The sequence below is a fragment of the Methylobacterium phyllostachyos genome, from assembly GCF_900103445.1.
GTDB classification, from domain to species: Bacteria; Pseudomonadota; Alphaproteobacteria; order Rhizobiales; family Beijerinckiaceae; genus Methylobacterium; species Methylobacterium phyllostachyos.
This window is the reverse complement of record NZ_FNHS01000005.1, coordinates 216,981-237,003: the sequence shown is the minus strand read 5'-3', so window position 1 is coordinate 237,003 and position 20,023 is coordinate 216,981. Positions and strand designations below refer to the sequence as shown.

Here is a 20,023-nt window from a genome sequence, read left to right as displayed (position 1 = left end):
TTGCGATGAGGCGCTTCTTCGCGTCGCTGTTCGGGCAGGTGGTCGCCGCCCTCGTGCTCGGCATCGTCGTCGGCATGGTCTGGCCGGGCTTCGCAATCGCCCTCAAGCCGCTGGGCGATGCCTTCATCAAGCTCATCAAGATGGTGATCGCGCCGCTGGTCTTCGGCGTCGTCGTGCATGGCATCGTCGGCGCCGGCGACCTGCGCAAGGTCGGGCGTGTCGGCCTCAAGGCGCTGATCTACTTCGAGGTGGTGACGACTGTGGCCCTCGTGCTCGGCCTCGTCCTCGCCTACCTGTTCGCCCCCGGCCACGGCATGAACATCGATTTGGCGACCTTGGACGCCAAGTCGCTCGCCGGCTACACGGAGCGCGTCGGGCAGGTCACCGGGCCCGTCGACTTCCTGATGCGGCTCGTGCCCACGACCTTCGTGGATGCCTTCGCCAAGGGCGACATCCTCCAGGTCCTGATCCTCGCGATCCTGTTCGGCGCCGGGCTCACCCTCCTCGGCGAGCGCGGCCGGCCCCTGGCCGACGGCCTGGAGCGCATCACCGAGGTCCTGTTCAAGATCGTAGGCTTCATCGTTCGGCTCGCCCCGCTTGGCGTGCTCGGCGCCGTCGCGTTCACGGTTGGCCGGTATGGCGTCGGCTCGCTGAAGCAGCTCGGGATGCTGGTCGCGCTGTTCTACGCGGGCGTGGGCGTGTTCGTGCTCGTCGTCCTCGGCGGCATCATGCGGCTTGCCGGCTTCAGCATCCTCAAGCTGCTGGCTTACCTGCGCGAGGAACTGACGGTGGTGGCCGCCACCGCCTCCTCCGATTGCGTCCTGCCCCAGGTCATGCGCAAGCTGGAGCGGCTCGGCATCAAGGATTCGACGGTCGGCCTCGTGATCCCGACCGGCTACTCGTTCAACCTCGACGCGTTCTCACTCTACCTGACGCTGGCCACGGTGTTCATCGCCCAGGCGACGAACACGGATCTGTCCTTCAGCCATCTGATGCTCATCCTCGGCATCGCCCTGCTGACCTCGAAGGGCGCCCACGGCGTGCCGGGCTCGGCCATCGTCGTGCTGGCCGCCACCCTGTCGGCGGTGCCGGAGATCCCGGTGATCGGGCTGGTGCTGGTCCTGTCGGTGGATTGGTTCGTCGGCATCGCCCGGGCGCTCGGCAACCTGATCGGCAATTGCGTGGCGACGCTCGTGGTCGCCGCCTGGGAGGGTGACCTCGACCGCGCGCAGGCGCACCGCGTACTGAACGGCGAGCAGACCACCGACACGGCGGCGATCCTCGACGCCGCCGGTCGCCCAGCCGCAATCGGCCTGACGGCCATCGGAGAGCGTCCATGACCGCGCAAGCCTATAACCCCGCCTGTGGCGGCCTGCCGGCGCAGACGGCGCTGATGACCGGCCGCGCGGTCTTCACCGAGGCCTACGCGGTGATCCCGCACGGCGTGATGAGCGACATCGTCACGAGCTTCCTGCCCGGCTGGCATGGGACCCGGGCCTGGATCCTGGCACGGCCCCTCTCGGGCTTCGCCGAGACCTTCGCCCAATACCTGATGGAGGTCGCCCCGGGCGGCGGCAGCGAGACCCCTGAGCCCGATTCGGGAGCCGAGGGCGTGCTGTTCGTGAGCGGGGGCACCCCGCGCCTGGAACTGGCGGGTGAGGCCCACACGCTACGTCCCGGCAGCTACGCCTACCTGCCACCGGGCGCGTCCTGGCGCCTGCGCAACGACGGCACCGAGGCGGCCCGCTTCCACTGGATCCGCAAGCGTTACGAGCCCGCGCCGGGGCTCGGCGTGCCGGACGCCATCGTCGCGCACGAAAGCGAGATCGCGCCGGCCGCCATGCCCGGCACCAACGGCGCCTGGGCCACGACCCGCTTCGTCGCCCCCGACGACCTGCGCCACGACATGCACATCACCATCGTCACGATGCAGCCTGGCGGGACCATCCCGTTCGAGGAGACGCACGTGATGGAGCACGGCCTGTTCGTGCTGGAGGGCAAGGCCGCCTACCGTCTCAACCGCGACTGGGTCGAGGTCGAGGCGGGCGACTTCATGTGGTTGCGCGCCTTCTGTCCCCAGGCCTGCTACGCGGGTGGCCCGGGCCAGTTCCGCTACCTCCTGTACAAGGACGTCAACCGGCATCCCGCCCTGGCGCCGCGCGGGTTTGCCCGATGAAGGCGGCGGAGCCCGGAACGCGCTCGGTGACGGCCGAGCCCCTGACGGCGGCGGCCTTCGCGCCGTTCGGGCAGGTGATCGACACGGCGGGCACTGCGCCGCGCCCGATGAATGCCGGCATGGCGCGCCGCTTCCACGATCTCGCGGCCGTCGAGGTGGTGGGAGAGGGCGCGCGGGTGGTGGTCGGCCTCGTGGAGGCTCAACCCTACGCGCTGCCGCTACGCCTGAGCCTAGTCGAGCGACACCCACTCGGGGCGCAGGCCTTCGTTCCGTTGAGCGCCGCCCCGTTCCTGGTCGTGGTCTGCCCGGACGAGGACGGCAAGCCCGGGCGGCCGCGGGCCTTCGTTACCGCCGGGGGCTGCCAGGGCGTCTGCTACGCGCGCGGCACGTGGCACGGCGTTCTCACGCCGTTCGGGGCGCGGCAGGATTTCGTGGTGATCGACCGGGGCGGACCGGGCGAGAACCTGGCGGAGCACACGTTCGCGCACCCCTGGACGATCCACCTGCCGGGCGGGAACTGACGCTGACCCGCGCGGGGGCGCCGCGGGACAGATCAGGACTCGACCGCCTCGGGCTGCTCCGTGAAGGTGTACACGACTTCGCCGGTCCGCTCGCACACGACGCTGACGGACGTGGCGCCGCTCTGCGCCCTCTGAACCGGGAGCTGAGCCTTGGCGTGGGCGATGGCGGCCTCAAGATCGCAGGGCCACAGCTTGGTGAAGCTGACCCGCTTCCCCTTCTGGAACGAGATTCTGTAGGCCATCGGTATCCTCCGTTTGGCCCGAGCATACACATTGCGGCCGAAGAGAGTCGTCCCCGGAGGGCATGGCCCAGATGCACGGCGAGCGGTGGGGACGGCCATGCAATATTTGCATGGGGCGCCGGGCCGAGGGGCGACACCGGGAATCAGCTGGGATGGCGAACAGGCCCTGTGCGAAGGCCTGCGTGCTGCGGACGGGACGCCCGCAGCACGTCCGAGAGGGGCCGGCTGCTCCGGCAGGGGCGGCTCATCGGCCGCGCCGGCATCAGCGGGCCGGCACCGCCGTCGCGACGACCCGCCGGGCGGTCGGCGAGGCCGGGACGAGGCGCGGAACCGTCGCGAGCTCGGAGGTCGGGCGCGTCGCGGCCGTGGTCCGCGCCTGCTCGCGGTAGAGCGGCGGCGTCAGGGTGAGGGCCTCGTCGGCCAGGGCCGTGCCGGCTGTCGGAGCGGCGATGAGGGCGGCGAGAACAAAGGTGCGAAGGGTCATGATCAATCCTCTCAATGGCCGGGTCCTGCCCGGCGTCGAGGGATATTTACGCTGCACAGCAACATGATCCAAACAGATTGGATCGATAGCTCATATTGATGACATCGATGTTCGATCGGATTCGCACGCGCACCGACCGACGTGGGGCGGGCCCGATCCTCCGCTGCCCAGACGCAGCACTGCGATCCCCGCGCCACTGGCGCACCAGCGGATCAGCCCAGGATCGCTCGAGCTTCGGGAGGCGGTTTTGGGTGCGGGAACGGGCCGGCATCCTGCTGCGCGTGGCGTCCTGCTTCGGTTCGGGCGTGATCGTCATCACGCTGACCCGCCGCGCACTCAGCGGCCGAGTTCGACAGGGATGCTCAGGTCGGCCACGCCCGCGCTTCCCACGAGGCCGGCCGGCGGCGCGGAGAGCGGGCCGACGCCCCTGACGGCGCGCAGAGCCCGCTGATCGAGCGCCGGCGAGCCCGAGCTGCGCTCGATCTCGGCAAGCTGCAAGGCCCCGTCGGTGGCGATCTCCACATGGACGACAACGGTGCCGGCCCGCCGCCCGGACCCTGTCCGCCGCTCGGCCCGATCCGCGGCATCGATCCGCATGACGAGGTCCGAGAGCCAAGCCCGCGCCGCAGGTCCGGGCATCGCCCGGACGGCAGACGCGCAGGCGACCAGAAGCAAACCGAGAAGGAGGGTCCAGCGGGCGGGAACAAGCGACGGCATGCGGGAACGGCGGCTCCTGGCGCGCGTGACGGTTGCATCATCCTACGCGTGCAAGGTTGCCTGACGCGACCCCCGAAACGCGTCGCGCTCAGGAGACGGTGGCGGGTCTCCGGCCCCGTGGCCCGGCCGCGGCCAGCATGACCTCGTCGGTGCCGACCTCCAGGCCGGTATAGCCCAGCATCTCGGCGAGCTGGGTCCGCGCCCGCCAGACCCGGCTCTTCACGGTGCCGATCCGGCACCGCATGACTGCGGCTGTCTCCTCGTAGGTGAGGTTCTCGATCGCCACGAGCACCAGCGCCTGCCGCATCATGGGCGCGAGCCGGTCGAGGGCGGCGCGCACGTCGCTCAGGTCGAGGTGGCCCCCCTGCTCGGGGAGCGAGACCATCCGCTCCGCCTGCGCGCCATCCTCGTCCTGCACCTCGCGGCCGCGCTTGCGGTGCTCGTTGTAGAACTGGTTGCGCATGATCGTGAACAGCCACGCCTCCAGGTTCGTGCCCGGCGCGAAGCTGGCCCGCGAGCGCCACGCTCGCAGCAGCGTGTTCTGAAGGAGGTCGTCGGCCCCGACATGGTTGCGCAGCAGCGAGCGCGCGAAGCGTTGAAGGTTCGGCACCATGCGCAGCAGGGAGGTCTGGAACGCCGCCTCGTGGCCGTCCTGGGCCCTGCCGAAGGCCGCGTCCAGCAGCTTCAGGAGGTCGGCGAAGCGGTCCGCGATGGTCGGCTCGATCGCATCCTGGGCATAGGTCGCCGCGAGCAGATGGCCCAGATGAGACTGGACGCTGCCCGGGAGCCGGGGCACCTGCGGGGTGAGTGTCTCACCGTCAGTCGCGTGTTGAAGCATGACAGCCGATCACCTGAGATGAATTAAGAGCATCGGTCCGCCCATTAGTCCCTGATCCCCAAACCGATGCCGCAACATGGATCAGCCGAAATCGAGATCTTACGATTGATCCATGATGTACCGGCTGATAATCGAGGACGAAACTCGTGATTTCGGAACGGTTTTCGAGGGATGTCAGCACCGCAAATCTATCCCGCACTGCGGCGTATCTGCCGACCCGGGCGGAAGATCATCGCGGTGACCCTTCAAGCTCGACCGTGCCGAGATGACCGCACGCCGAATCCGGAACCCCAGGCATGACCCGCTTATCGGACCTCGAAAACGACCCGGCCTTCCAGCAGGCCGTCCTTGCGCTGCGCGGCGCAGCCAGCACGCTGAGCGGGCGGGCCGTGACCGCCGACGAGGCGCGGTTCCTGGTCGGCATCGCGCTGACCACCTTCGCCCATGCCGGGGGCTTGAGCGAACCGAGCCTCAGCCGGCTCGCCCGCTTCTCCGAGACGGTCGAGCAGGATGCGGTTGTCGCGACGCTGACCCGGCACTGAGACCGGCGGCCGGAACCACCAAATCCTACCGCGTCTCCGCCATGGCGGCCCGCAGGACCCGCCGGAGATCCTCCAGCACCGCCTCGCGATCCTGCGGCTCGGTCGCCAGGGCCAGACCCGCCTCAAGGTGTTGACCGATGAGGAGGAGCGCCACCTCGCGCAAGGCCGCGGTGGCGGCCCGGACCTGCTGGATCTCGTCGAGGCAGTACCGGTCCGCCTCGACCATCGCCCGCAGGCCCCGGATCTGCCCCTCGATGCGCCCCAGCCGCCGGACGAGGGGCGCGCGCTCCGCGTCGGTACGGGCGAGCAGGACACAACCATCGACGAAGGTGCCGTTTGTCACCGCTCTGGGACCTGCCTGTCTGATCCGCGCCGGGGGTCGACCTGGATGGGCCGGGCCCGGCGCGCCTCGGGGGAGGAGTGCTCCGGCGCGCTGGCGCGTCGAGCGGGCCGGAGCACCGTGCCGTTACCCGATCTGCTGGGTCTCGGCCCCGCTGTCGGGACGGGCCGGACCGAGCACCGGCTCCTCGCCCATCGGCTGGTTCTGCACCACGCTGAACTGGCCCTTGCCGTCCATCGCGGCGCCTTCCGTCCAGCGGCCGGCCGGGGGCGGCGAACCGTCCGCGGCGGTCGCGAAGAAGTTGTAGTTGAACTTCTGGTTCTCCTTCTCCTGCGGGAAGGAGTTCGGGATCGGCAGGGTGCCGGCGTCGCCGCCCAGTTCCTCGATCACCGCCAGCCATTGCTGCTGGTGCATCGTGTCGCGGGCGATGAGGAAGCTCCACATGTCGCGCATGCCGGGATCATTGGTGGCGTTGTACAGGCGGGTCGCCAGGACACGCCCCGTGCTCTCGGCAGCGACGTTGCAGTACATGTCGGCCGCGATGTTGCCGCTGGCGTAGATGTGGCTCATGTCGAACGGCACACCGTCGCAATTGGCCGGGAAGGCCGCCATGCCGGTGGAGAGCAGGTGCCGGTGCAGCATGCCCTCAACCATGTGGCGCGGGTTCTCGCCGCCCATGACGGCGCCCACGATGGCGTCGGCCGCGCCGGCTTCCTGAACCTTGGTGGGGGCGTTTTCGAGGTTCATCGCCACCGCGGTCGCCAGCATCTCGATATGGCCGATTTCCTCGGTGGCCGTGTGGAGGAGCATGTCGCGGTACTTGGTGGTCGGAGCGCGGTTGCCCCAGGCCTGGAAGAAGTACTGGAAGGCGACGCGAATCTCGCCCTCGATGCCGCCGATCGCCTGCTGGAGCATGCGGGCATAGACGGGATCGGGGCTTTCGACCTTGACCGGGTACTGCAGGCGCTTGTCGTGATAGTACATAATGTCTGTCCCTCGTGAGAGGCACGGCGCGCTCAAGCTCACCGCACGATCGGCCGTAGGTCCCGTACTCCATGGGAGCATCGGGCCTCGCACCCTGTCCAACCCGGCTTCGGGACCTCGGTTCAGTCGATGGGCAGATTTAGAGCGATTAATCCGCGCGAAATTTGATTTTCTGCTGATAAATCAGCGGTGAAGCGGCCAAAAATTTAATTTTTCTCTGATAAAATCGGGCTCGACGGTTTTATAACTCAAGTTAAGACGTCTCAATCCATGTTAATGTCCCGTCGCCGGACGGGGCTTTCGCACCGGAAATCTGGGCCCTTCGGCCGCAGGTCTATCGACGGCCGTTCGCACGTGACGCCCCGCGAAGCCCGAGCAGAGAGGACGCCCCCGGCGGCGGGGACCAATCCATCAAGCGCAGCCACAGATGATCGACCTGACGCGCAAGCGGATTGGCCAGGTTTGTCGGTTCGCGCGCGTGCGGCGCGATCGAATATTTTCAACTCACGGTGGTCGAAACACGTTTGGCAGGCTTATACTCCAAGATGCGTCAGTTTCCGCTGCGCATGCAAGCCTGGGGTGCATCGTCAACGGCTTGGAGTGCATCGATGCTCACCGCCCAGATCAACGGGCTGACCGACTTCCCGACGGTCCACCCCGCCAGCCCCGAGGGTTTCGCGCGGAGGTTCGACCTCCCCATGCGGGAGCGGTCGATCCCCAAGCAGCAGGATCTGCTGCTGCCCGATCTCGCCCACCTGCTCCTGGCGGGTCAGGCCTGCCGCAACCGGGTACTGCGGGATGGCCGCCGGCAGATCACCGCGATCCTGATCCCGGGCGACATCTGCGATCCAGAGGCGATCCTTGCGCAACGCGCCGACTATGCGGTCAACACGCTCACCCGCTGCACGGTGGGCGAAATCCCGCTGGCACGGATCGCCGCCCTCGATCATCACGATCTGACCGACGCCCTCAACCGTCGTCTGCGCCGTGAGGAGGCCATCGCGCGCGAGTGGATTGTCAGCCTCGGCCGACGCGTCGGCATCGAGCGGATGGCCCACCTGCTGTGTGAGTTGCACTGGCGGCTCGCAGCGGTGGGGCTGGTCATCGGGGACAGTTTCGAGATGCGGATCACGCAGAGCGATTTCGCCGACGCGCTGGGGCTGACCTCCGTTCACGTCAACCGGGTGCTGAAGAGCCTGCGCGACAGCCGGCTGATCCACCTGCACGGCGGACGACTGACGCTCCTCGACCGCCCGCGACTGGAACGGTTGGCGCAGTTCGATCCCGCCTATCTGGAAACCAGCGCCGTTCCCGTCTGATCCGCCCGGGGCTGCCCCCGGAGCGTCGAGCCGGGAAGCTCCGGCGCCGCTTACAGGACCCCCATCCGCCGGGCGAGCATCACCCCGAGGGCGAGGCAGGCCGCCACGCTGACGATCAGCATGGCGACATTCGTCCAGAAGCGGACCGGCCTGCTGGAGCCGTCGATGCCGCCGGCACGCAGCCGCACCCAGGGCACGTAGAGGTAGAGCGCGGTCAGCGACAGGATCAGGAACGCGAAGGTCGGCAGCCGGCCGCTCGCTAGCGCGGCACCGGCCAGCACGGCCCAGCCGAGGACGAGGCTCACCATCGTGAACAGGGCTGTCGAATTCACGTCCGCACCGTCCCTTCAACGGATGATCGCGGCGGCTGCGGCACGAGGCCCGGACCGAGACTCTGCCGGCGCGGCGCGCGGGCCCCTGCCATCCGCGCAATTTCTATGATGAAACAGGGACTTACGTACCAATGATGGCGGCATTGTGTGACACCGCCGCGCGGTCGCGAGGCCGGGCGGCGAGGCACCCCGCGGCGTGAGGGCTCTCCGGCCGGCGTCCCATCGCTGGGCACACGACCGTGCCGCGATATAACCGGCTCCTCCACACCAATCCCGGGGGCTGCTGCCGACCCGAACCCCGGGTGATCGACCGCGCGGAGCAGGGATCGTCGTGAAACTCAGCCTGTCATCCGCCGCCCGCATCGGGGCCGCCGTCGCCACCCTGGCGTTCCCTGCGGCGCAGGCCGGCTGGCAGGGGCCGGAGGCGCAGGCCCTGTTCATCAACGAGGCCAATCCGAGTGGGTACAACTACGCGCCGAGCGTGATCACCGAGGGCGGGACGACGGACATCTGGTGGTGCGGGCAGGGCAAGACCGACGTGATCTTCCACCGCACGTCGAGCCGGCAAGCCGGGCTCTCGCCGGCGCAGGTCGTCTTCCAGCCCACGCCCGGATCCTGGAACCACCAGTATGTCTGCGATCCGAGCGTCATCAAGGGCGCGTTCCGCAACCCTACGGACGGCCGGACCTATGCCTACGCGATGTACTATTCGGGGTCGGACAACCTGCCGGGGCATAACAACCAGACCGGCCTGGCCTTCTCCAACGACAAGGTGACCTGGATCGATTACCCAGAGCCGGTCATCGCCCCGCTCAACCCGGCCGTCGCGCAGGGCACTTACGGCGCCGGGCAGCCGGCGACCGTCAACCTCGACGGCCGGTCCAGCCTGCTCGTGTTCACCACCGATCTGACCGGCCCGCAGGGCGTCGCGGGGTTCGGCGATCTCTACGTGCGCCGCACGGCGGACGCGGTGCATTTCGACCCGCCGATCCGCGTGCCCAACCGTACCGCCGACGGCGCGACCATCAACCCGAATTCCGATTTCGCCTACGACCCGTCCTCGGGCGACATCTACGTGATCACCGGCCTGCCGGGGCGCGATTGCCGGCAGGTCGCCTGCAAGGACACGGCCCGCAATCCCGACCGCGAGACCTTCCAGATGGGTCTGTTCCGGATGCCGCTGAAAGCCCTGCTCAGCGGCACCCCCGCCACGTGGAGCCCGGCCGGCTATCTCAACACGGATGTGACCGGCTTCTATCTCAATCACAGCCCCGGCTTCCAGCGCGACCCCTCGGGCAACCTCACGCCGTTCCTGCCGAGCATCACCGTCTACTTCTCGGGGGGCGATCCCTATCCGGGCACGTGGCGGATCGCCGTCGCGACCGAGACGCGCGCCGCGGACCGGGCGCCGCTGAAGCGGGCGTTCGGACCGGGCGGCCACTGGGTCACGACCGGCTACATCGCCCCGGGCTACACGATGGAGCCCGCCCTCGGCGCGCTGTTCCTCCTTCCGAAGCCGGGCACCGCCGCGCTGATGAGCTGCGCGGCCGGCACGGACCACTTCCTCAGCCGCGATCCGCATTGCGAGGGCCGGACCCCGCTGGGGCAGACCGGCTACCTCTACGAAGCGCCGCACACCGGCAGCCACCCGATCTTCCGCTGCCTGTCCGGCGGCCGGGATCACTTCGCATCGACCGACCCCCATTGCGAGGGGCAGGCGACCGAGGGCCTGCTCGGCTACGCCCTCGATTGAGAGCCGCGACGTCGCCGGGTCCGGCCTCCGGGATGCCCCGGTGCGGCGTTGCGCCCGGGAACACCGCGGAGCGCATCGCCTTTCCGAGGATGCCCGGCGGCTGCCGCCGAGTCCCTGTCCCGGAGACGCCCCTGATGCTGACTCTTTCGCGTGGTGCGGCGGCCCTCGTCGCCTGTCTTGCCGCCGGGCCGGCCTTCGCCCAGGGCAAGCCGCTGCCGCCCCCGGCGAGCGATGCGATGCCGCCCGTGGAACTGAGCATCAGCCTCAAGGACGGCAAGCCGGTCTGCGCCCCCGCCGAGCTCCGCCTGCCGGCCGACACGAACATCGCGCTGCACATCGTCAGCACCGCCAACGCGCCGGTCACGCTGACCGCCCCCGGGCAGTTCGAGAACGGCCTGGTTCTGCACGCGGACGGCGATCTGATCCATGTAGCCAGCGAGAAGGGCTACACTGTCAAGCAGAACGGCCAGGGCACGCTGCGCCTGCGCACGATGAAGGCGGGGCAGGAGGAGTACGCCTGCACCAGCACCCGCGCGGAAGATGCCCCGTTCAAGGGCAAGCTGGTCCTGGTTCCGCCGGCCAATTGAGAGCACAGGCGCCGGCCGGGATTTCGGGAGGTTCGGAACCGCCATGAGCGACGACGCATCGGGAGCGGGGCTCGAGGTCTTCTACGACGGGGACTGCCCGCTCTGCCGCGCCGAGATCGACCATTACCGCGGTTGTGCGGGGGCCGACCGGATCGCCTTCGTTGATGTCGGGCGCACGGCACCCGCGCAGGCGCTCGGGCCCGGACTCGATCGTGGGGCAGCCCTGCGGCGCTTCCACGTGCGTGCGCCGGACGGGCGGGTGCTGTCCGGCGCCGCCGCCTTCGCCCGCCTGTGGCGGACGCTGCCCGGATGGCGGTGGCTCGGCCGGCTGCTCGACCTGCACGTGCTCGGCCGCCGCCCCGTGCTGACGATCGCCGAGCTGGCCTACCGCCTCTCGCTGCCCCTGCGGCCGCGCCTGGCGCGGCTGGTCGCGCGGCGACCTTGACGGACGGCCGATGACGACGCGCTGCGTCCATTATGTCGGCTTCCGCGACGACCGCTACTGGAACGCCGTCCGGATCTTCGGCGGCCCTCGGGTGATTCATCGCCGCTGGGACTTCTACGCCAGCCGCGATGTCGGCCCCGGCGATATCGTAATCTTCGCCGAGGGTGATGACACGCAGCCCCTGGCCGAGCGGAACGCCACGGATCTCGACGAGCGGTGGCTCTGACGCACCGGCATCTGCTCGACAGCCGGAGCCAGTCCCTTGCCAATCCACGCACGGTCCGCCGGCAGCGGCTCCCTCTCCGGCGCGGGCGTGTTCGATCCCGCACCGGGATGCCCCAGCCGACAAACAAGACTGCGCTTCGCTGTTGACGAGCCGCGCCTGCGACTGGCTGGGGCTCAAGCACAGCTCTATGAATCGTTCGCGTTTGTTAAATTGTTGGGTCGAGTTCAGTACCATTTAATGGAATATTAACTATCACGGGCGCTGGTTCGCTTGATACAAAGGGGCCTGTTCCATGATCTCTGCCGGTCTCCTCGTCGTGATCAGCGCCGCGCTCAGCGCCGCCGCCGCGGGTGCCGTCCGCGACCCGCACGCACGCAGCCGCTAGGCCTCCGCTGATCCGCCAGACGGGCGTGTAGCCGGCCTGCCCCACGCTCCGGCCTGGCGCTCGAGATTCGAGACGGCCATCGGACGGGCCTCGTTCGCCCACATCCCAAAGCGCGTACGGCTTTCCTGAGACGATCGATCGCGCCAGCCGCCGGTGAACCGGTCCCCGCTCAGGTGCCGAGGCCGGAGCTCGGCCTTTGCGGCGGCAGCGGGGGATGCGTGATCGCGGGCGTCGCGGATTGCGGTGTCCGGCCCGAGACGGGGGGCTTTCCGACAGTGCCGGACGGAGGCAGCGCGCAGGATCCCCCGCAATTGCCGACCACTGCCTCGTGGGCTTCGCCCGCGATCATCGCCGAGACGATGCAGCGGGACGGATGGTAGACCAACTCGTACTGGAACTTGCCCTGGTCGTCGGATTCCGTGCGGAACTGGCCATCCAGCACCACGGGCGTGTGCGGCTGATCGGTGCTGCCGACGACGTAGAGCCGGCCTGTCGCGATCGCCGCGATCGTGATGTCGGAGGTGGCCCATGCGGATCCGCAGGTCACCCAGGCCGCCGCGCCTGCAGCGGCGGCGATCGCGATCCAATGAGCCAACCGGCCAACCTCCTGACGCACCCCCTCAGCCCGGAGGTCGCCGTCGCGATGCGCCGCCCGCGGGAGGCGGACAGCCGCGATGCACCCGCCCGAGCGCTGCGATAGCGGGGACGCGGTGCCGCCCCTCGACGACCGCAACGAACATCCGCCGGACTTTGCTCCATCGGGACACGCCCATGGCGGCTGTGCCACGGCCCCAGGGTGGACGGGGAGCGATCACGCCCGGTCGGCCCTCACCCCCGCCGGGTCACGGCCGCTTGGATGCACCGAACGCCCGCGTCAGACCCACGACGACATCGTCGCCTTTCGGCCCCGGCGCAGGCTGGGCGGATGGCCCCTCGACATCCTGCAGCCGCCGGGCGACCTCCATCACGACGTGCTCCACGGAAGGCGGCCACGGCACGTCGTTGTCCAGAAGCATCCGGGCCGCGCGCACGAGCATCCGGAACTGCTCGGGTGGGATCGACGTCCCCGCCTCGTGCTGTTCGAGGATGCGATCGGCGATCGCGGCCGCCAGACCGGCGACCTCAGCCATCTTGTCTGGCCCCCCGCCGGCTCCCGTCATCTGCCTGAGCCCTTCGCCTCTGGTGCCCGGTGCGGATCTGCCCGGCTTCGGAACGACCGATGTCTCCGGCAAGACCAGGGCCGAAGCACGCCGCGGACGGCCCGTTTTCGCGGGACTTGATCGCCGCATACGGGCCTGGTTGCAATAAAAACAGCCCAGGCAGGCGAGTTCAAGCGTTCCGCCCCCGGCTTTCGCGCCGGCGACGGCCCGCTCCGCCCGGCATCGTTGCGGTACGACCGGTACCGAACCGGGATCCGCGATCGGGGATCCACGCCCGCCCCTCCGGCTGAGGGGGGAGATGACCGCGGGGCGGGCATGGAGATCGGGCGAAGGCCCGACGCCTAGTCGGACGCAAGAACCATGCAGTGATGCCCGTCCGGCGCCTCAGGGATGTGGAGAGCGGCCTGCGGGCGTGGACAACCGCTCACGGCGACGGGCGGACCCGGCCGCCTGCGGCATCCCGGTTCCTGAACCGGGGCGACAGGTCCGCGGACGCGGTCCGGGCGTCCGCGCGCCCGGGTCGCGTCGCGACGCCCGTCCTCAGCGGGCGATCATGAGGGCGACCGCGACGAGCCCGCTGATGCCGGCGAGCGCCGCGCTGGCTTGACCGATCGCGACGACGATGGCGGCCGCCCTGTCCAGGCGCATGTTGTCGTTGGCGGCCCGAAAGCTTTGCCACGGCGCCGCGGTCAGGACATGCGGGTTGGCGACGAACCGGGCGGGTGTCGGTTTCCGGGCCGGACACATCGTCGGTTCTCCAAACGGCTTCGCTCACCCCAACGGGGCGCCCTCGGGAACGATCCGTACGCCGCCGCACGATGCTGTGGGCGACAGCGCCACGCGCATCTGACCCCCAGCGCTGAACCCCGAATGGTAAACGCCACCTTTCGGGTACCGGCCACGCGCATCAGAAAGCCGGGCATCGGCCCGCCGCCTGCCTCGGGGCCGATCCGCGCGGACGTACAAGCGAGGGTCGGCTTCGCCGGAGGCATGCGGCGCTCCGGGCATGGCGAGGCGCCTCCGCGAGGGGCTCCGCGTCTTGCTCTCGGTTGGACCCCGTTATGTCCTTGTGAGGAGTTCGTGTACCAGGCTACGCCCTGCCTCCGGGTTTCATCCGTGGCGGCGCGTGGAGACGGTGATCAACGGCCGTCTTGGGACGGCAAGGACACCCAGATGGCATCGAGCGATCACGACGCCGCGCCGGTCTCCACCGGTGTGACCGGCCTCGATCACATCCTGGCCGGCGGCTACGCCGCGCAGCGTTCGCACCTCGTCGAGGGACGGCCCGGTGCCGGCAAGACCACGCTGGCGATACAGTTCCTTCTCGAAGGCGTGATGCGCGGGGAGCGCTGCCTGTACATCACGCTGTCCGAGAGCCGGCGCGAGCTGCTGAACGTCGCCGAGCGCCATGGCTGGTCCCTGGACGGAATCGAGATCTTCGAACTCGTCCCGCCCGAACTCAGCATGGATCCGAAACAGCAGCAGAGCCTCGTGCATTCGTCCGACCTCGAACTCGGCGAGACCGTGCGGATCGCGATCGCCGAGATCGAGCGGGTCAAGCCGCAGCGGGTCGTGTTCGACAGCCTGTCGGAGATCCGGCTCCTGTCGGAGGGGTCGCTGCGCTACCGCAGGCAGGTCCACGCGCTGCGCAGCTTCCTGCTCATCCAGAACACCACCGCCCTGTTCCTCGACGACCTGACCGCCGAGACGGACGACCTCAACCTGCACAGCCTCAGCCATGCGGTAATCCGGCTGGAGCAGCTCGCACCCCTGTATGGCGGCGAGCGGCGGCGCCTGCGCGTGATCAAGATGCGCGGGACGCCGTTCCGGGGCGGATATCACGATTATCTGATCCGGCGCGGCGGCCTCACGGTGTTCCCCAGGCTCGTCGCGGCCGAGCATGTCGGCACGTTCGCGGAGGAGCGCTGCAGCACCGGAAACCCCGAACTCGATCTCCTGCTCGGCGGCGGCCTCGACCGTGGCACCAGCACGATGCTGATCGGCCCCTCCGGCGTCGGCAAGTCGACGCTGGCGCTGATGAGCGTATCGGCGGCCGTGGCCCGGGGCGAGAAGGTGCTGGTTCTCAGCTTCGACGAGACCACGAGCGTCCTCCGCCGCCGGGCCCGCGGGCTCGGCCTGCCGCTGGAGGACGCGATCGCCTCCGGCCACCTGCGGGTCGAACAGATCGATCCGGCGGAAGTCTCGCCCGGCGAACTCGCCGACATGGTGCAGAACGCGGTCGAGCAAGTGGGCGTCCGGACCGTCGTGATCGATTCCCTGACCGGCTACCACAACGCCATGCCGGAGGAGAATTACCTCCTCCTGCAGATGCACGAACTGCTGACCTACCTGAACCAGCAGGGCGTGATCACGCTGCTGATCCTGGCGCAGCACGGCATGATCGGGACGATGGGATCGACCGTCGACCTGACCTACCTCAGCGACACGGTCCTGCTGTTCCGCGCCTTCGAGGCCGAGGGCCGGCTGCGGCGGGCGATCTCGGTCGTGAAGAAGCGGACCGGCGGCCACGAGGACACGATCCGGGAGTTGCGGATCGAGGCGGGGGGTATTCGCGTCGGCGAACCGCTCCATCAGTTCCGGGGGGTCATGACCGGCGTGCCGACATTCGAGGGTCAGCGGTCGTCGCTTCTGCCTGCCGGCGACCGCGATGCCTGAGGCGGAACGGCCGACCCTGATCTTCGCACCGCTCGGACGCGACAGCGCCGTCGCCGCGACCATCCTGGCCGAGGAGCAGATCGCCACGGAGATCTGCGGATCGCTCGACGCGCTGGTGGCGCGCCTCGACACGGCGGGGTGCGCGATCCTGACTGAAGAGGCGCTGTCCTCCTCGAACCGGCAGGCGCTGGCGGATTGGATCGCCCGGCAGCCGCCCTGGTCCGACTTCCCGTTCATCCTGCTGACGCAGCGCAACGCGCAGCCGCGCGGCGCCCTCACCGACATGCTGGGCAATGTCAGCGTCCTCGAGCGGCCGTTTCACCCGGCGACCCTGGTCACGGCGGCGCGCGCGGGCCTGCGCGCCATGCGGCGGCAGCATCAGGCGCGGCTCTACCTCGCGGAGCGTGAGCGCACGGCGGAGCGGCAGACGCTCTTGATCCGCGAGTTGCACCACCGGGTGAAGAACACGCTGGCGACCGTGCAGGCGCTGCTCGGAGCCTCGGCCCGTTCGGCGACGACCGTCGATGCCTTCTACGCCGCGTTCTCGGCGCGGGTGATCTCGCTCGCGAAGACGCACAACCTGCTGACCGAGGATTACTGGCAGCAGGCGCCCCTGCGCGACATGCTGGTGGCCGAACTCGGGCCCTACAACGACACCGAGGGCTCCCGGATCACGCTCGTAGGGCCGCGGGTCGATCTCGTCGGCGACCTGGCGGTCCCGACCGGGATGGCGATCCACGAATTGACGACGAACGCCGCCAAGCACGGGGCCCTGTCGGTTCCCGAGGGCCGGATCGAGATCCGCTGGAGCGTCGAGCAGGAGGCCGACCGGCAGGTGCTGTCCCTCGACTGGACTGAGCGCGGCGGCCCGGTGGTGGAACCGCCGACCCGAAAGGGCTTCGGCTCGACCCTGCTCCAGCGCGTGCTGAAGCTCCAGTGCGAGGCGGACATCGCCTTCGCCTACGAGCCCGTCGGCCTGCATTTCACCATGCGCGCGCCGCTGCCGGATCAGCGGATCGTCCCCGCCTATTGAGTCCGCGGACGTGCGCCCGACGGCGGATGCGGAACGCCGTGCGGGCGAACGACGTTTCAGAGCGCATTCCAATCCTGGGAGAAACGCCATGCGTGCTCTGACGATCGCTTCCGTCCTCGCTCTCACGGCCCTTGCGGGCGTCGGCCAGGCGGAGGCCAAGGGCTGCCTGAAGGGTGCCGTCGTCGGCGGCCTTGCCGGCCACATGGTCGGTCACGGCGTGGCGGGTGCCGCGGCCGGCTGCGCCATCGGCCATCACCGCGCCAACCGGGCGACGACGACCAACACGGTGCCGACCTCCACGGGCCCGGCGACCACGACGACGACCTCGCGCTCGTACTGAGCGCCGCAGCCAACCCCTCGAGCCACCGCGTCCTGGAGTTCTGAAGGCCTCGGTTCGTCACCGGGGCCTTCTCGCTGTGAAGCTCAGGGAGAAACGGGCGTCCGGGATTCCGGCGTCATCCAGGGGCCTCCGCGTGCGGCTACCGCGGACGCGCCGGCAGGCTCACGCCCGAGCACAGGCACGGACGCACCACAGGTTCGTTCGAACCTTTGAGCCAGTCTCGATTACAGCGCTAAAAGCTTGGGATGTATGGTGCTGCGAGAGAGGATTGAACTCTCGACCTCTTCATTACCAATGAAGTGCTCTACCACTGAGCTACCGCAGCCGGTGACCGGGGCGCCCCCGCGGGGGCGTGTCCGTCCGGCCGAGTGGGGCCATAGCGGATCGCTGCCACGTTGGCAACGCCGCATCCCAACGTTTTACCAACGGCAGGCGGCCCGGATGAGTGCGGCCAGGCCCGGTTCGGAGACCGCCTCGGCGGCATCCGCGGGCGAGAACCAGCGCAGATCCCGTTGATCTTCCTCGGGAAAGTGCTTGAGCTGCTTGCGCACCTGGAGCGGGAACACCTTCACCTGGCATAGGACGGCGTCGAGGTTTTTGAGCCGCTTCTGATAGAGATAATGCCCGATCGGCCGCTTGCCGATCACCCCACGCAGCCCGGCCTCCTCGTAGGCTTCCCGGGCGGCAGCCTCGAACGGCTTGCGGCCCTTCATCGGCCAGCCCTTCGGGATCACCCAGCGCCGGCTCTCCCGGGACGTCACCAGCAGGATCTTGGGCTTGCCGACCCGCCCAAACCGGAACGGGAGCGCGCCGACCTGACGCCGCGGCTCGCCATCCTCATCGAGACTCGTCACGGCCGCACCGCGCGGCGCGAAGCCGGCCGCATCTCGGGTCGAACCGGCGGCGTGTCCGTGGCGGGCAGGGGGTGGCGGATGATCGGATCCTCGGATCTGCGGCGGCGCAAGCCACAAGGCGATGGCTCAACACCAGTCTAAGGACGAACCGAGCGCCGCGGGATCAGATCCGCGGCCGGGAGATACATCATATCACGAACCGCGCCGCGCCGCAGAAACCGCGACGGACGCGTGGTCAACCAGTCTTGAGCACCGCGCGATCCACGGGCTTGGCGGCCGGCAGCGCGGCTGCCGCCATCCCGGCCGAGACCGGATCCGGCCCGGAGCCCTTGGCACCGCCAGCCGGTGGCGGGGCAACGGGGGGCACGACCGGGGCGGAGACGGACGCCGGCGCCGGGGCGGCCGCCTTCGGTGCAGCCGGAACCAGGACGGGCGAGGCGGGGGCATCCGAGACGGCCTCCGGCTCCACCGGGGCCGCAATGGTGTTCGGCGGTTCCTGCCACGTGAAGGCGTCGAGACGGCCGCTGACCGGCGACACCGGAGCCCAGACCTCGGAGGCGATGCCGTCGGCGATCCAGACCCGGTCCCGCGGAGCGCGGGCGGCCCGGGCGAGCCATTCGCGGGCCTGGCCCGAGGCGGTGCCGTGCTCGGCCTCCTCGATGGCGGCCATCATCAGGCAGGCGCGCGCGGTCGGACGCTCGGTGAGCAGCGGCTTCACGGCCTCCCGGGCCCGCTTGTAATCCCGGGCGTCGAGGGCCGCCTGGCCCAGGGCGAGCCGCGACTCGGGATCCCAGACCGACAGCTTCGCCAGGACCTCGGCCCGGGCGAGGCGGTCGCGCACCGAGTCGCCGGTGCGCAGGCCGAGATAGACCTTGGCGAGGTCGGGGTGGGGATTGGCCTTCCAGGCCGCCTCGACGATGCGGGCCGCCTTCCGGAAATCGCCGCGGCGGGCGAGCAGCCGCCCGGCGATGCAGGCGGCCGGGACGAGATCCGGTGCCAGCTTGACGGCTTGGAGGGCGCGCTCGGTGGCGACCTCCGGCTCGCCGGCCTCGCGCTCGCCCGCGATCGCGGTCAGCAGCACGGCGCGCTGACGCCGCGCAGTGGCCTTGTCGATCAGCCCGAGCGACGAACGCCGCTCGATGGTCTCAAGGGCCGCGCCCCAGTCGCCGTCGGCGCTCTGGGCCTCCAGCAGGGCCTCGTTGGCCCAGGTGACGCTCGGAGCGAGGCGGGCGGCCTCCGTGGCGTAGGCGCGGGCGGCGGTCTCGTCCTCCCGGCGGCGGGCCTCCACGAACAGGCCGCGCAGGCCCAGCACCCGGGTTTCGGGATCGTCGACCATGCGCTGGAAGGCGCTCTCGGCCGCGTCCCGATCACCGGAGATCTGGGCGGCCTGCGCCTTGAGCAGGAGGGTCAGCGGTTCGGTGCCCAGCAGCCGCTCGGCATCGCCAGCATAGCGGCGGGCCGCCAACGGATCGCCCGAGCCCACCGCCACCATGCCGCGGGACAGGGCCGAGAGGCCCTTGGTCCGGCGCCGCTCGGCGGAGCCGCGGACCAGGGCCTCGGGCAGGCCGATCACGCCGCGCACGATCGCCCAGAGCAGGCCCAGGACGATGGCCGCGGCGATCACGCCGACGAGGGCGACGGCGAGGCTGGTGCCGATCTGGTAGCCGTTCCACACGATGGTGACGGTGCCGGGCCTGTCGGCGATCCAGACCGCCCCGAAGGCGGCGAGTGCGAGCAGGGCCAGGAAGGCGAGGGCGCGCCACATGGGTTCAGTGTCTCCTGTCGACGGCCGCGCGGCGACGGTCGCTGGGTGCGGGAGGGGCGGGGCGCCTGCACGCCCGCCCGGAGGAGTTGCGGCCGCGCGGGGCGCGGCTCGATGCCGTCACGGTCCTAGCGGCTGGGCGATGCAGCCGGAGCGGAGGCGGGCGTCGCCGAGCCCGCGCCGGTCGGCAAGGCCTGGAGGGTGTTTCCGATGATCGTCCGCGCCGCCGCCTCGGCCTCCGCACGGGCCTTGAGCGTGGCGCCGAAGTCGCCGGCCTCGTCCCGGGCCTCGGCCGGCAAGGCCGCAA

At 69.8% G+C, this 20,023-nt stretch carries 24 protein-coding genes and 1 tRNA gene; 12 read left to right on the top strand and 13 right to left on the bottom strand.

From position 1 onward, the window contains the following. The first annotated feature begins 5 nt into the window (after window positions 1–5). The 3 genes from BLQ49_RS10090 to BLQ49_RS10080 are packed head-to-tail and all read left to right on the top strand — an operon-like array spanning window position 6 to window position 2,697. A complete protein-coding gene (locus BLQ49_RS10090) occupies window positions 6–1,340 on the top strand; it encodes a dicarboxylate/amino acid:cation symporter (protein WP_091715500.1) in 1,335 nt (444 codons plus the stop codon). After that, window positions 1,337–2,176: a bifunctional allantoicase/(S)-ureidoglycine aminohydrolase gene (locus BLQ49_RS10085; protein ID WP_091715499.1), complete on the top strand. Its 840-nt coding sequence runs from the start codon at window positions 1,337–1,339 to the stop codon at window positions 2,174–2,176. The genes BLQ49_RS10090 and BLQ49_RS10085 overlap by 4 nt, the downstream gene beginning before the upstream one ends. Further along, window positions 2,173–2,697 (top strand): ureidoglycolate lyase, encoded by a 525-nt coding sequence (locus tag BLQ49_RS10080; RefSeq protein WP_091715497.1) that lies wholly within the window; start codon window positions 2,173–2,175, stop codon window positions 2,695–2,697. Before BLQ49_RS10085 ends, BLQ49_RS10080 begins: the two co-directional genes overlap by 4 nt. A gap of 32 nt (window positions 2,698–2,729) precedes the next feature. Here BLQ49_RS10080 and BLQ49_RS10075 read toward each other — a convergent pair whose 3' ends face one another. The 4 genes from BLQ49_RS10075 to BLQ49_RS10060 form a co-directional block, all read right to left on the bottom strand. Beyond that, on the bottom strand, window positions 2,730–2,939 hold the full coding sequence (locus tag BLQ49_RS10075; RefSeq protein ID WP_091715496.1) for a hypothetical protein: 210 nt from the start codon (window positions 2,937–2,939) through the stop codon (window positions 2,730–2,732). 262 nt (window positions 2,940–3,201) lie between these two features. Beyond that, a complete protein-coding gene (locus tag BLQ49_RS10070; RefSeq protein ID WP_091715494.1) occupies window positions 3,202–3,423 on the bottom strand; it encodes a hypothetical protein in 222 nt (73 codons plus the stop codon). Between the two features lie 336 nt (window positions 3,424–3,759). Then, window positions 3,760–4,140 carry an energy transducer TonB family protein gene (locus tag BLQ49_RS10065; protein ID WP_091715492.1) on the bottom strand — a complete coding sequence of 127 codons (381 nt, stop codon included), beginning with the start codon at window positions 4,138–4,140 and terminating at the stop codon, window positions 3,760–3,762. An 88-nt stretch (window positions 4,141–4,228) separates the two neighbouring features. After that, entirely contained in the window at window positions 4,229–4,978 is a 750-nt protein-coding gene (locus tag BLQ49_RS10060) for a sigma-70 family RNA polymerase sigma factor (RefSeq protein ID WP_091715491.1), read from the bottom strand. Between the two features lie 296 nt (window positions 4,979–5,274). On the opposite strand from BLQ49_RS10060, the gene BLQ49_RS10055 reads away from it, so the two are divergent. Continuing rightward, window positions 5,275–5,520, top strand: coding sequence for a hypothetical protein (locus tag BLQ49_RS10055; protein WP_091715489.1), 246 nt, complete (start codon window positions 5,275–5,277; stop codon window positions 5,518–5,520). A 25-nt stretch (window positions 5,521–5,545) separates the two neighbouring features. On the opposite strand, the gene BLQ49_RS10050 is transcribed toward BLQ49_RS10055, so the two are convergent. Then, the gene (locus tag BLQ49_RS10050) at window positions 5,546–5,863 is read right to left on the bottom strand and encodes a metal-sensitive transcriptional regulator (protein WP_091715487.1); all 318 of its coding nucleotides are present in this window, start codon (window positions 5,861–5,863) and stop codon (window positions 5,546–5,548) included. A gap of 123 nt (window positions 5,864–5,986) precedes the next feature. Further along, on the bottom strand, window positions 5,987–6,844 hold the full coding sequence (locus BLQ49_RS10045; protein WP_091715486.1) for a manganese catalase family protein: 858 nt from the start codon (window positions 6,842–6,844) through the stop codon (window positions 5,987–5,989). A gap of 452 nt (window positions 6,845–7,296) precedes the next feature. Between BLQ49_RS10045 and BLQ49_RS10040 the strand changes: the two genes are divergently transcribed. Continuing rightward, complete coding sequence (locus BLQ49_RS10040; RefSeq protein WP_244507531.1) at window positions 7,297–8,163, top strand: Crp/Fnr family transcriptional regulator; 867 nt, start codon at window positions 7,297–7,299, stop codon at window positions 8,161–8,163. 50 nt (window positions 8,164–8,213) lie between these two features. Here BLQ49_RS10040 and BLQ49_RS10035 read toward each other — a convergent pair whose 3' ends face one another. Beyond that, on the bottom strand, window positions 8,214–8,495 hold the full coding sequence (locus BLQ49_RS10035) for a hypothetical protein (RefSeq protein ID WP_091715483.1): 282 nt from the start codon (window positions 8,493–8,495) through the stop codon (window positions 8,214–8,216). Window positions 8,496–8,826: 331 nt separating this feature from the next. Here BLQ49_RS10035 and BLQ49_RS10030 point away from each other — a divergent pair, with 331 nt between their 5' ends. The 4 genes from BLQ49_RS10030 (at window position 8,827) to BLQ49_RS10015 (ending at window position 11,506) form a co-directional block, all read left to right on the top strand. After that, window positions 8,827–10,248 (top strand): glycoside hydrolase family protein, encoded by a 1,422-nt coding sequence (locus BLQ49_RS10030; RefSeq protein ID WP_244507530.1) that lies wholly within the window; start codon window positions 8,827–8,829, stop codon window positions 10,246–10,248. Window positions 10,249–10,382: 134 nt separating this feature from the next. Beyond that, complete coding sequence (locus BLQ49_RS10025) at window positions 10,383–10,835, top strand: anaerobic typically selenocysteine-containing protein (RefSeq protein ID WP_091715479.1); 453 nt, start codon at window positions 10,383–10,385, stop codon at window positions 10,833–10,835. 43 nt (window positions 10,836–10,878) lie between these two features. Further along, on the top strand, window positions 10,879–11,280 hold the full coding sequence (locus tag BLQ49_RS10020) for a thiol-disulfide oxidoreductase DCC family protein (protein ID WP_091715478.1): 402 nt from the start codon (window positions 10,879–10,881) through the stop codon (window positions 11,278–11,280). Window positions 11,281–11,290: 10 nt separating this feature from the next. Further along, a complete protein-coding gene (locus tag BLQ49_RS10015; protein ID WP_091715476.1) occupies window positions 11,291–11,506 on the top strand; it encodes a hypothetical protein in 216 nt (71 codons plus the stop codon). A gap of 554 nt (window positions 11,507–12,060) precedes the next feature. Here BLQ49_RS10015 and BLQ49_RS10010 read toward each other — a convergent pair. The 3 genes from BLQ49_RS10010 to BLQ49_RS10000 form a co-directional block, all read right to left on the bottom strand. Beyond that, entirely contained in the window at window positions 12,061–12,486 is a 426-nt protein-coding gene (locus tag BLQ49_RS10010; protein WP_091715474.1) for a hypothetical protein, read from the bottom strand. A gap of 247 nt (window positions 12,487–12,733) precedes the next feature. Beyond that, complete coding sequence (locus tag BLQ49_RS10005) at window positions 12,734–13,021, bottom strand: hypothetical protein (protein ID WP_244507529.1); 288 nt, start codon at window positions 13,019–13,021, stop codon at window positions 12,734–12,736. 570 nt (window positions 13,022–13,591) lie between these two features. Then, window positions 13,592–13,798: a hypothetical protein gene (locus tag BLQ49_RS10000; RefSeq protein WP_091715471.1), complete on the bottom strand. Its 207-nt coding sequence runs from the start codon at window positions 13,796–13,798 to the stop codon at window positions 13,592–13,594. A 426-nt stretch (window positions 13,799–14,224) separates the two neighbouring features. Here BLQ49_RS10000 and BLQ49_RS09995 point away from each other — a divergent pair, with 426 nt between their 5' ends. From BLQ49_RS09995 to BLQ49_RS09985, 3 genes are all read left to right on the top strand, one after another. After that, the gene (locus tag BLQ49_RS09995; RefSeq protein ID WP_091715470.1) at window positions 14,225–15,727 is read left to right on the top strand and encodes an ATPase domain-containing protein; all 1,503 of its coding nucleotides are present in this window, start codon (window positions 14,225–14,227) and stop codon (window positions 15,725–15,727) included. Continuing rightward, window positions 15,720–16,760, top strand: a complete 1,041-nt coding sequence (locus BLQ49_RS09990) for a sensor histidine kinase (protein WP_091715468.1) — start codon at window positions 15,720–15,722, stop codon at window positions 16,758–16,760. The genes BLQ49_RS09995 and BLQ49_RS09990 overlap by 8 nt, the downstream gene beginning before the upstream one ends. Window positions 16,761–16,848: 88 nt before the next feature. Beyond that, on the top strand, window positions 16,849–17,100 hold the full coding sequence (locus BLQ49_RS09985; protein WP_244507528.1) for a hypothetical protein: 252 nt from the start codon (window positions 16,849–16,851) through the stop codon (window positions 17,098–17,100). A 250-nt stretch (window positions 17,101–17,350) separates the two neighbouring features. Here the strand turns inward: BLQ49_RS09985 and BLQ49_RS09980 are convergent. The 3 genes from BLQ49_RS09980 to BLQ49_RS09970 all read right to left on the bottom strand — a co-directional run bounded on the left by BLQ49_RS09980 (window position 17,351) and on the right by BLQ49_RS09970 (window position 19,719). Further along, window positions 17,351–17,425 (bottom strand) — tRNA-Thr (locus BLQ49_RS09980). A gap of 94 nt (window positions 17,426–17,519) precedes the next feature. Next, window positions 17,520–17,954: an NUDIX hydrolase gene (locus BLQ49_RS09975; RefSeq protein WP_091715467.1), complete on the bottom strand. Its 435-nt coding sequence runs from the start codon at window positions 17,952–17,954 to the stop codon at window positions 17,520–17,522. 235 nt (window positions 17,955–18,189) lie between these two features. Continuing rightward, a complete protein-coding gene (locus BLQ49_RS09970) occupies window positions 18,190–19,719 on the bottom strand; it encodes a heme biosynthesis protein HemY (protein WP_091715465.1) in 1,530 nt (509 codons plus the stop codon). Window positions 19,720–20,023 lie beyond the last annotated feature (304 nt).

What these genes read in the sequence shown, in the direction of transcription:
- BLQ49_RS10090 (WP_091715500.1), top strand. Translation starts at nt 6, where the DNA reads ATGAGGCGCTTCTTCGCGTCGCTGTTCGGGCAGGTGGTCGCCGCCCTC.
- BLQ49_RS10085 (WP_091715499.1), top strand. Translation starts at nt 1,337, where the DNA reads ATGACCGCGCAAGCCTATAACCCCGCCTGTGGCGGCCTGCCGGCGCAG.
- BLQ49_RS10080 (WP_091715497.1), top strand. Translation starts at nt 2,173, where the DNA reads ATGAAGGCGGCGGAGCCCGGAACGCGCTCGGTGACGGCCGAGCCCCTG.
- BLQ49_RS10075 (WP_091715496.1), bottom strand. Translation starts at nt 2,939, where the DNA reads ATGGCCTACAGAATCTCGTTCCAGAAGGGGAAGCGGGTCAGCTTCACC.
- BLQ49_RS10070 (WP_091715494.1), bottom strand. Translation starts at nt 3,423, where the DNA reads ATGACCCTTCGCACCTTTGTTCTCGCCGCCCTCATCGCCGCTCCGACA.
- BLQ49_RS10065 (WP_091715492.1), bottom strand. Translation starts at nt 4,140, where the DNA reads ATGCCGTCGCTTGTTCCCGCCCGCTGGACCCTCCTTCTCGGTTTGCTT.
- BLQ49_RS10060 (WP_091715491.1), bottom strand. Translation starts at nt 4,978, where the DNA reads ATGCTTCAACACGCGACTGACGGTGAGACACTCACCCCGCAGGTGCCC.
- BLQ49_RS10055 (WP_091715489.1), top strand. Translation starts at nt 5,275, where the DNA reads ATGACCCGCTTATCGGACCTCGAAAACGACCCGGCCTTCCAGCAGGCC.
- BLQ49_RS10045 (WP_091715486.1), bottom strand. Translation starts at nt 6,844, where the DNA reads ATGTACTATCACGACAAGCGCCTGCAGTACCCGGTCAAGGTCGAAAGC.
- BLQ49_RS10025 (WP_091715479.1), top strand. Translation starts at nt 10,383, where the DNA reads ATGCTGACTCTTTCGCGTGGTGCGGCGGCCCTCGTCGCCTGTCTTGCC.
- BLQ49_RS10020 (WP_091715478.1), top strand. Translation starts at nt 10,879, where the DNA reads ATGAGCGACGACGCATCGGGAGCGGGGCTCGAGGTCTTCTACGACGGG.
- BLQ49_RS10015 (WP_091715476.1), top strand. Translation starts at nt 11,291, where the DNA reads ATGACGACGCGCTGCGTCCATTATGTCGGCTTCCGCGACGACCGCTAC.
- BLQ49_RS10005 (WP_244507529.1), bottom strand. Translation starts at nt 13,021, where the DNA reads ATGGCTGAGGTCGCCGGTCTGGCGGCCGCGATCGCCGATCGCATCCTC.
- BLQ49_RS10000 (WP_091715471.1), bottom strand. Translation starts at nt 13,798, where the DNA reads ATGTGTCCGGCCCGGAAACCGACACCCGCCCGGTTCGTCGCCAACCCG.
- BLQ49_RS09995 (WP_091715470.1), top strand. Translation starts at nt 14,225, where the DNA reads ATGGCATCGAGCGATCACGACGCCGCGCCGGTCTCCACCGGTGTGACC.
- BLQ49_RS09990 (WP_091715468.1), top strand. Translation starts at nt 15,720, where the DNA reads ATGCCTGAGGCGGAACGGCCGACCCTGATCTTCGCACCGCTCGGACGC.
- BLQ49_RS09985 (WP_244507528.1), top strand. Translation starts at nt 16,849, where the DNA reads ATGCGTGCTCTGACGATCGCTTCCGTCCTCGCTCTCACGGCCCTTGCG.
- BLQ49_RS09970 (WP_091715465.1), bottom strand. Translation starts at nt 19,719, where the DNA reads ATGTGGCGCGCCCTCGCCTTCCTGGCCCTGCTCGCACTCGCCGCCTTC.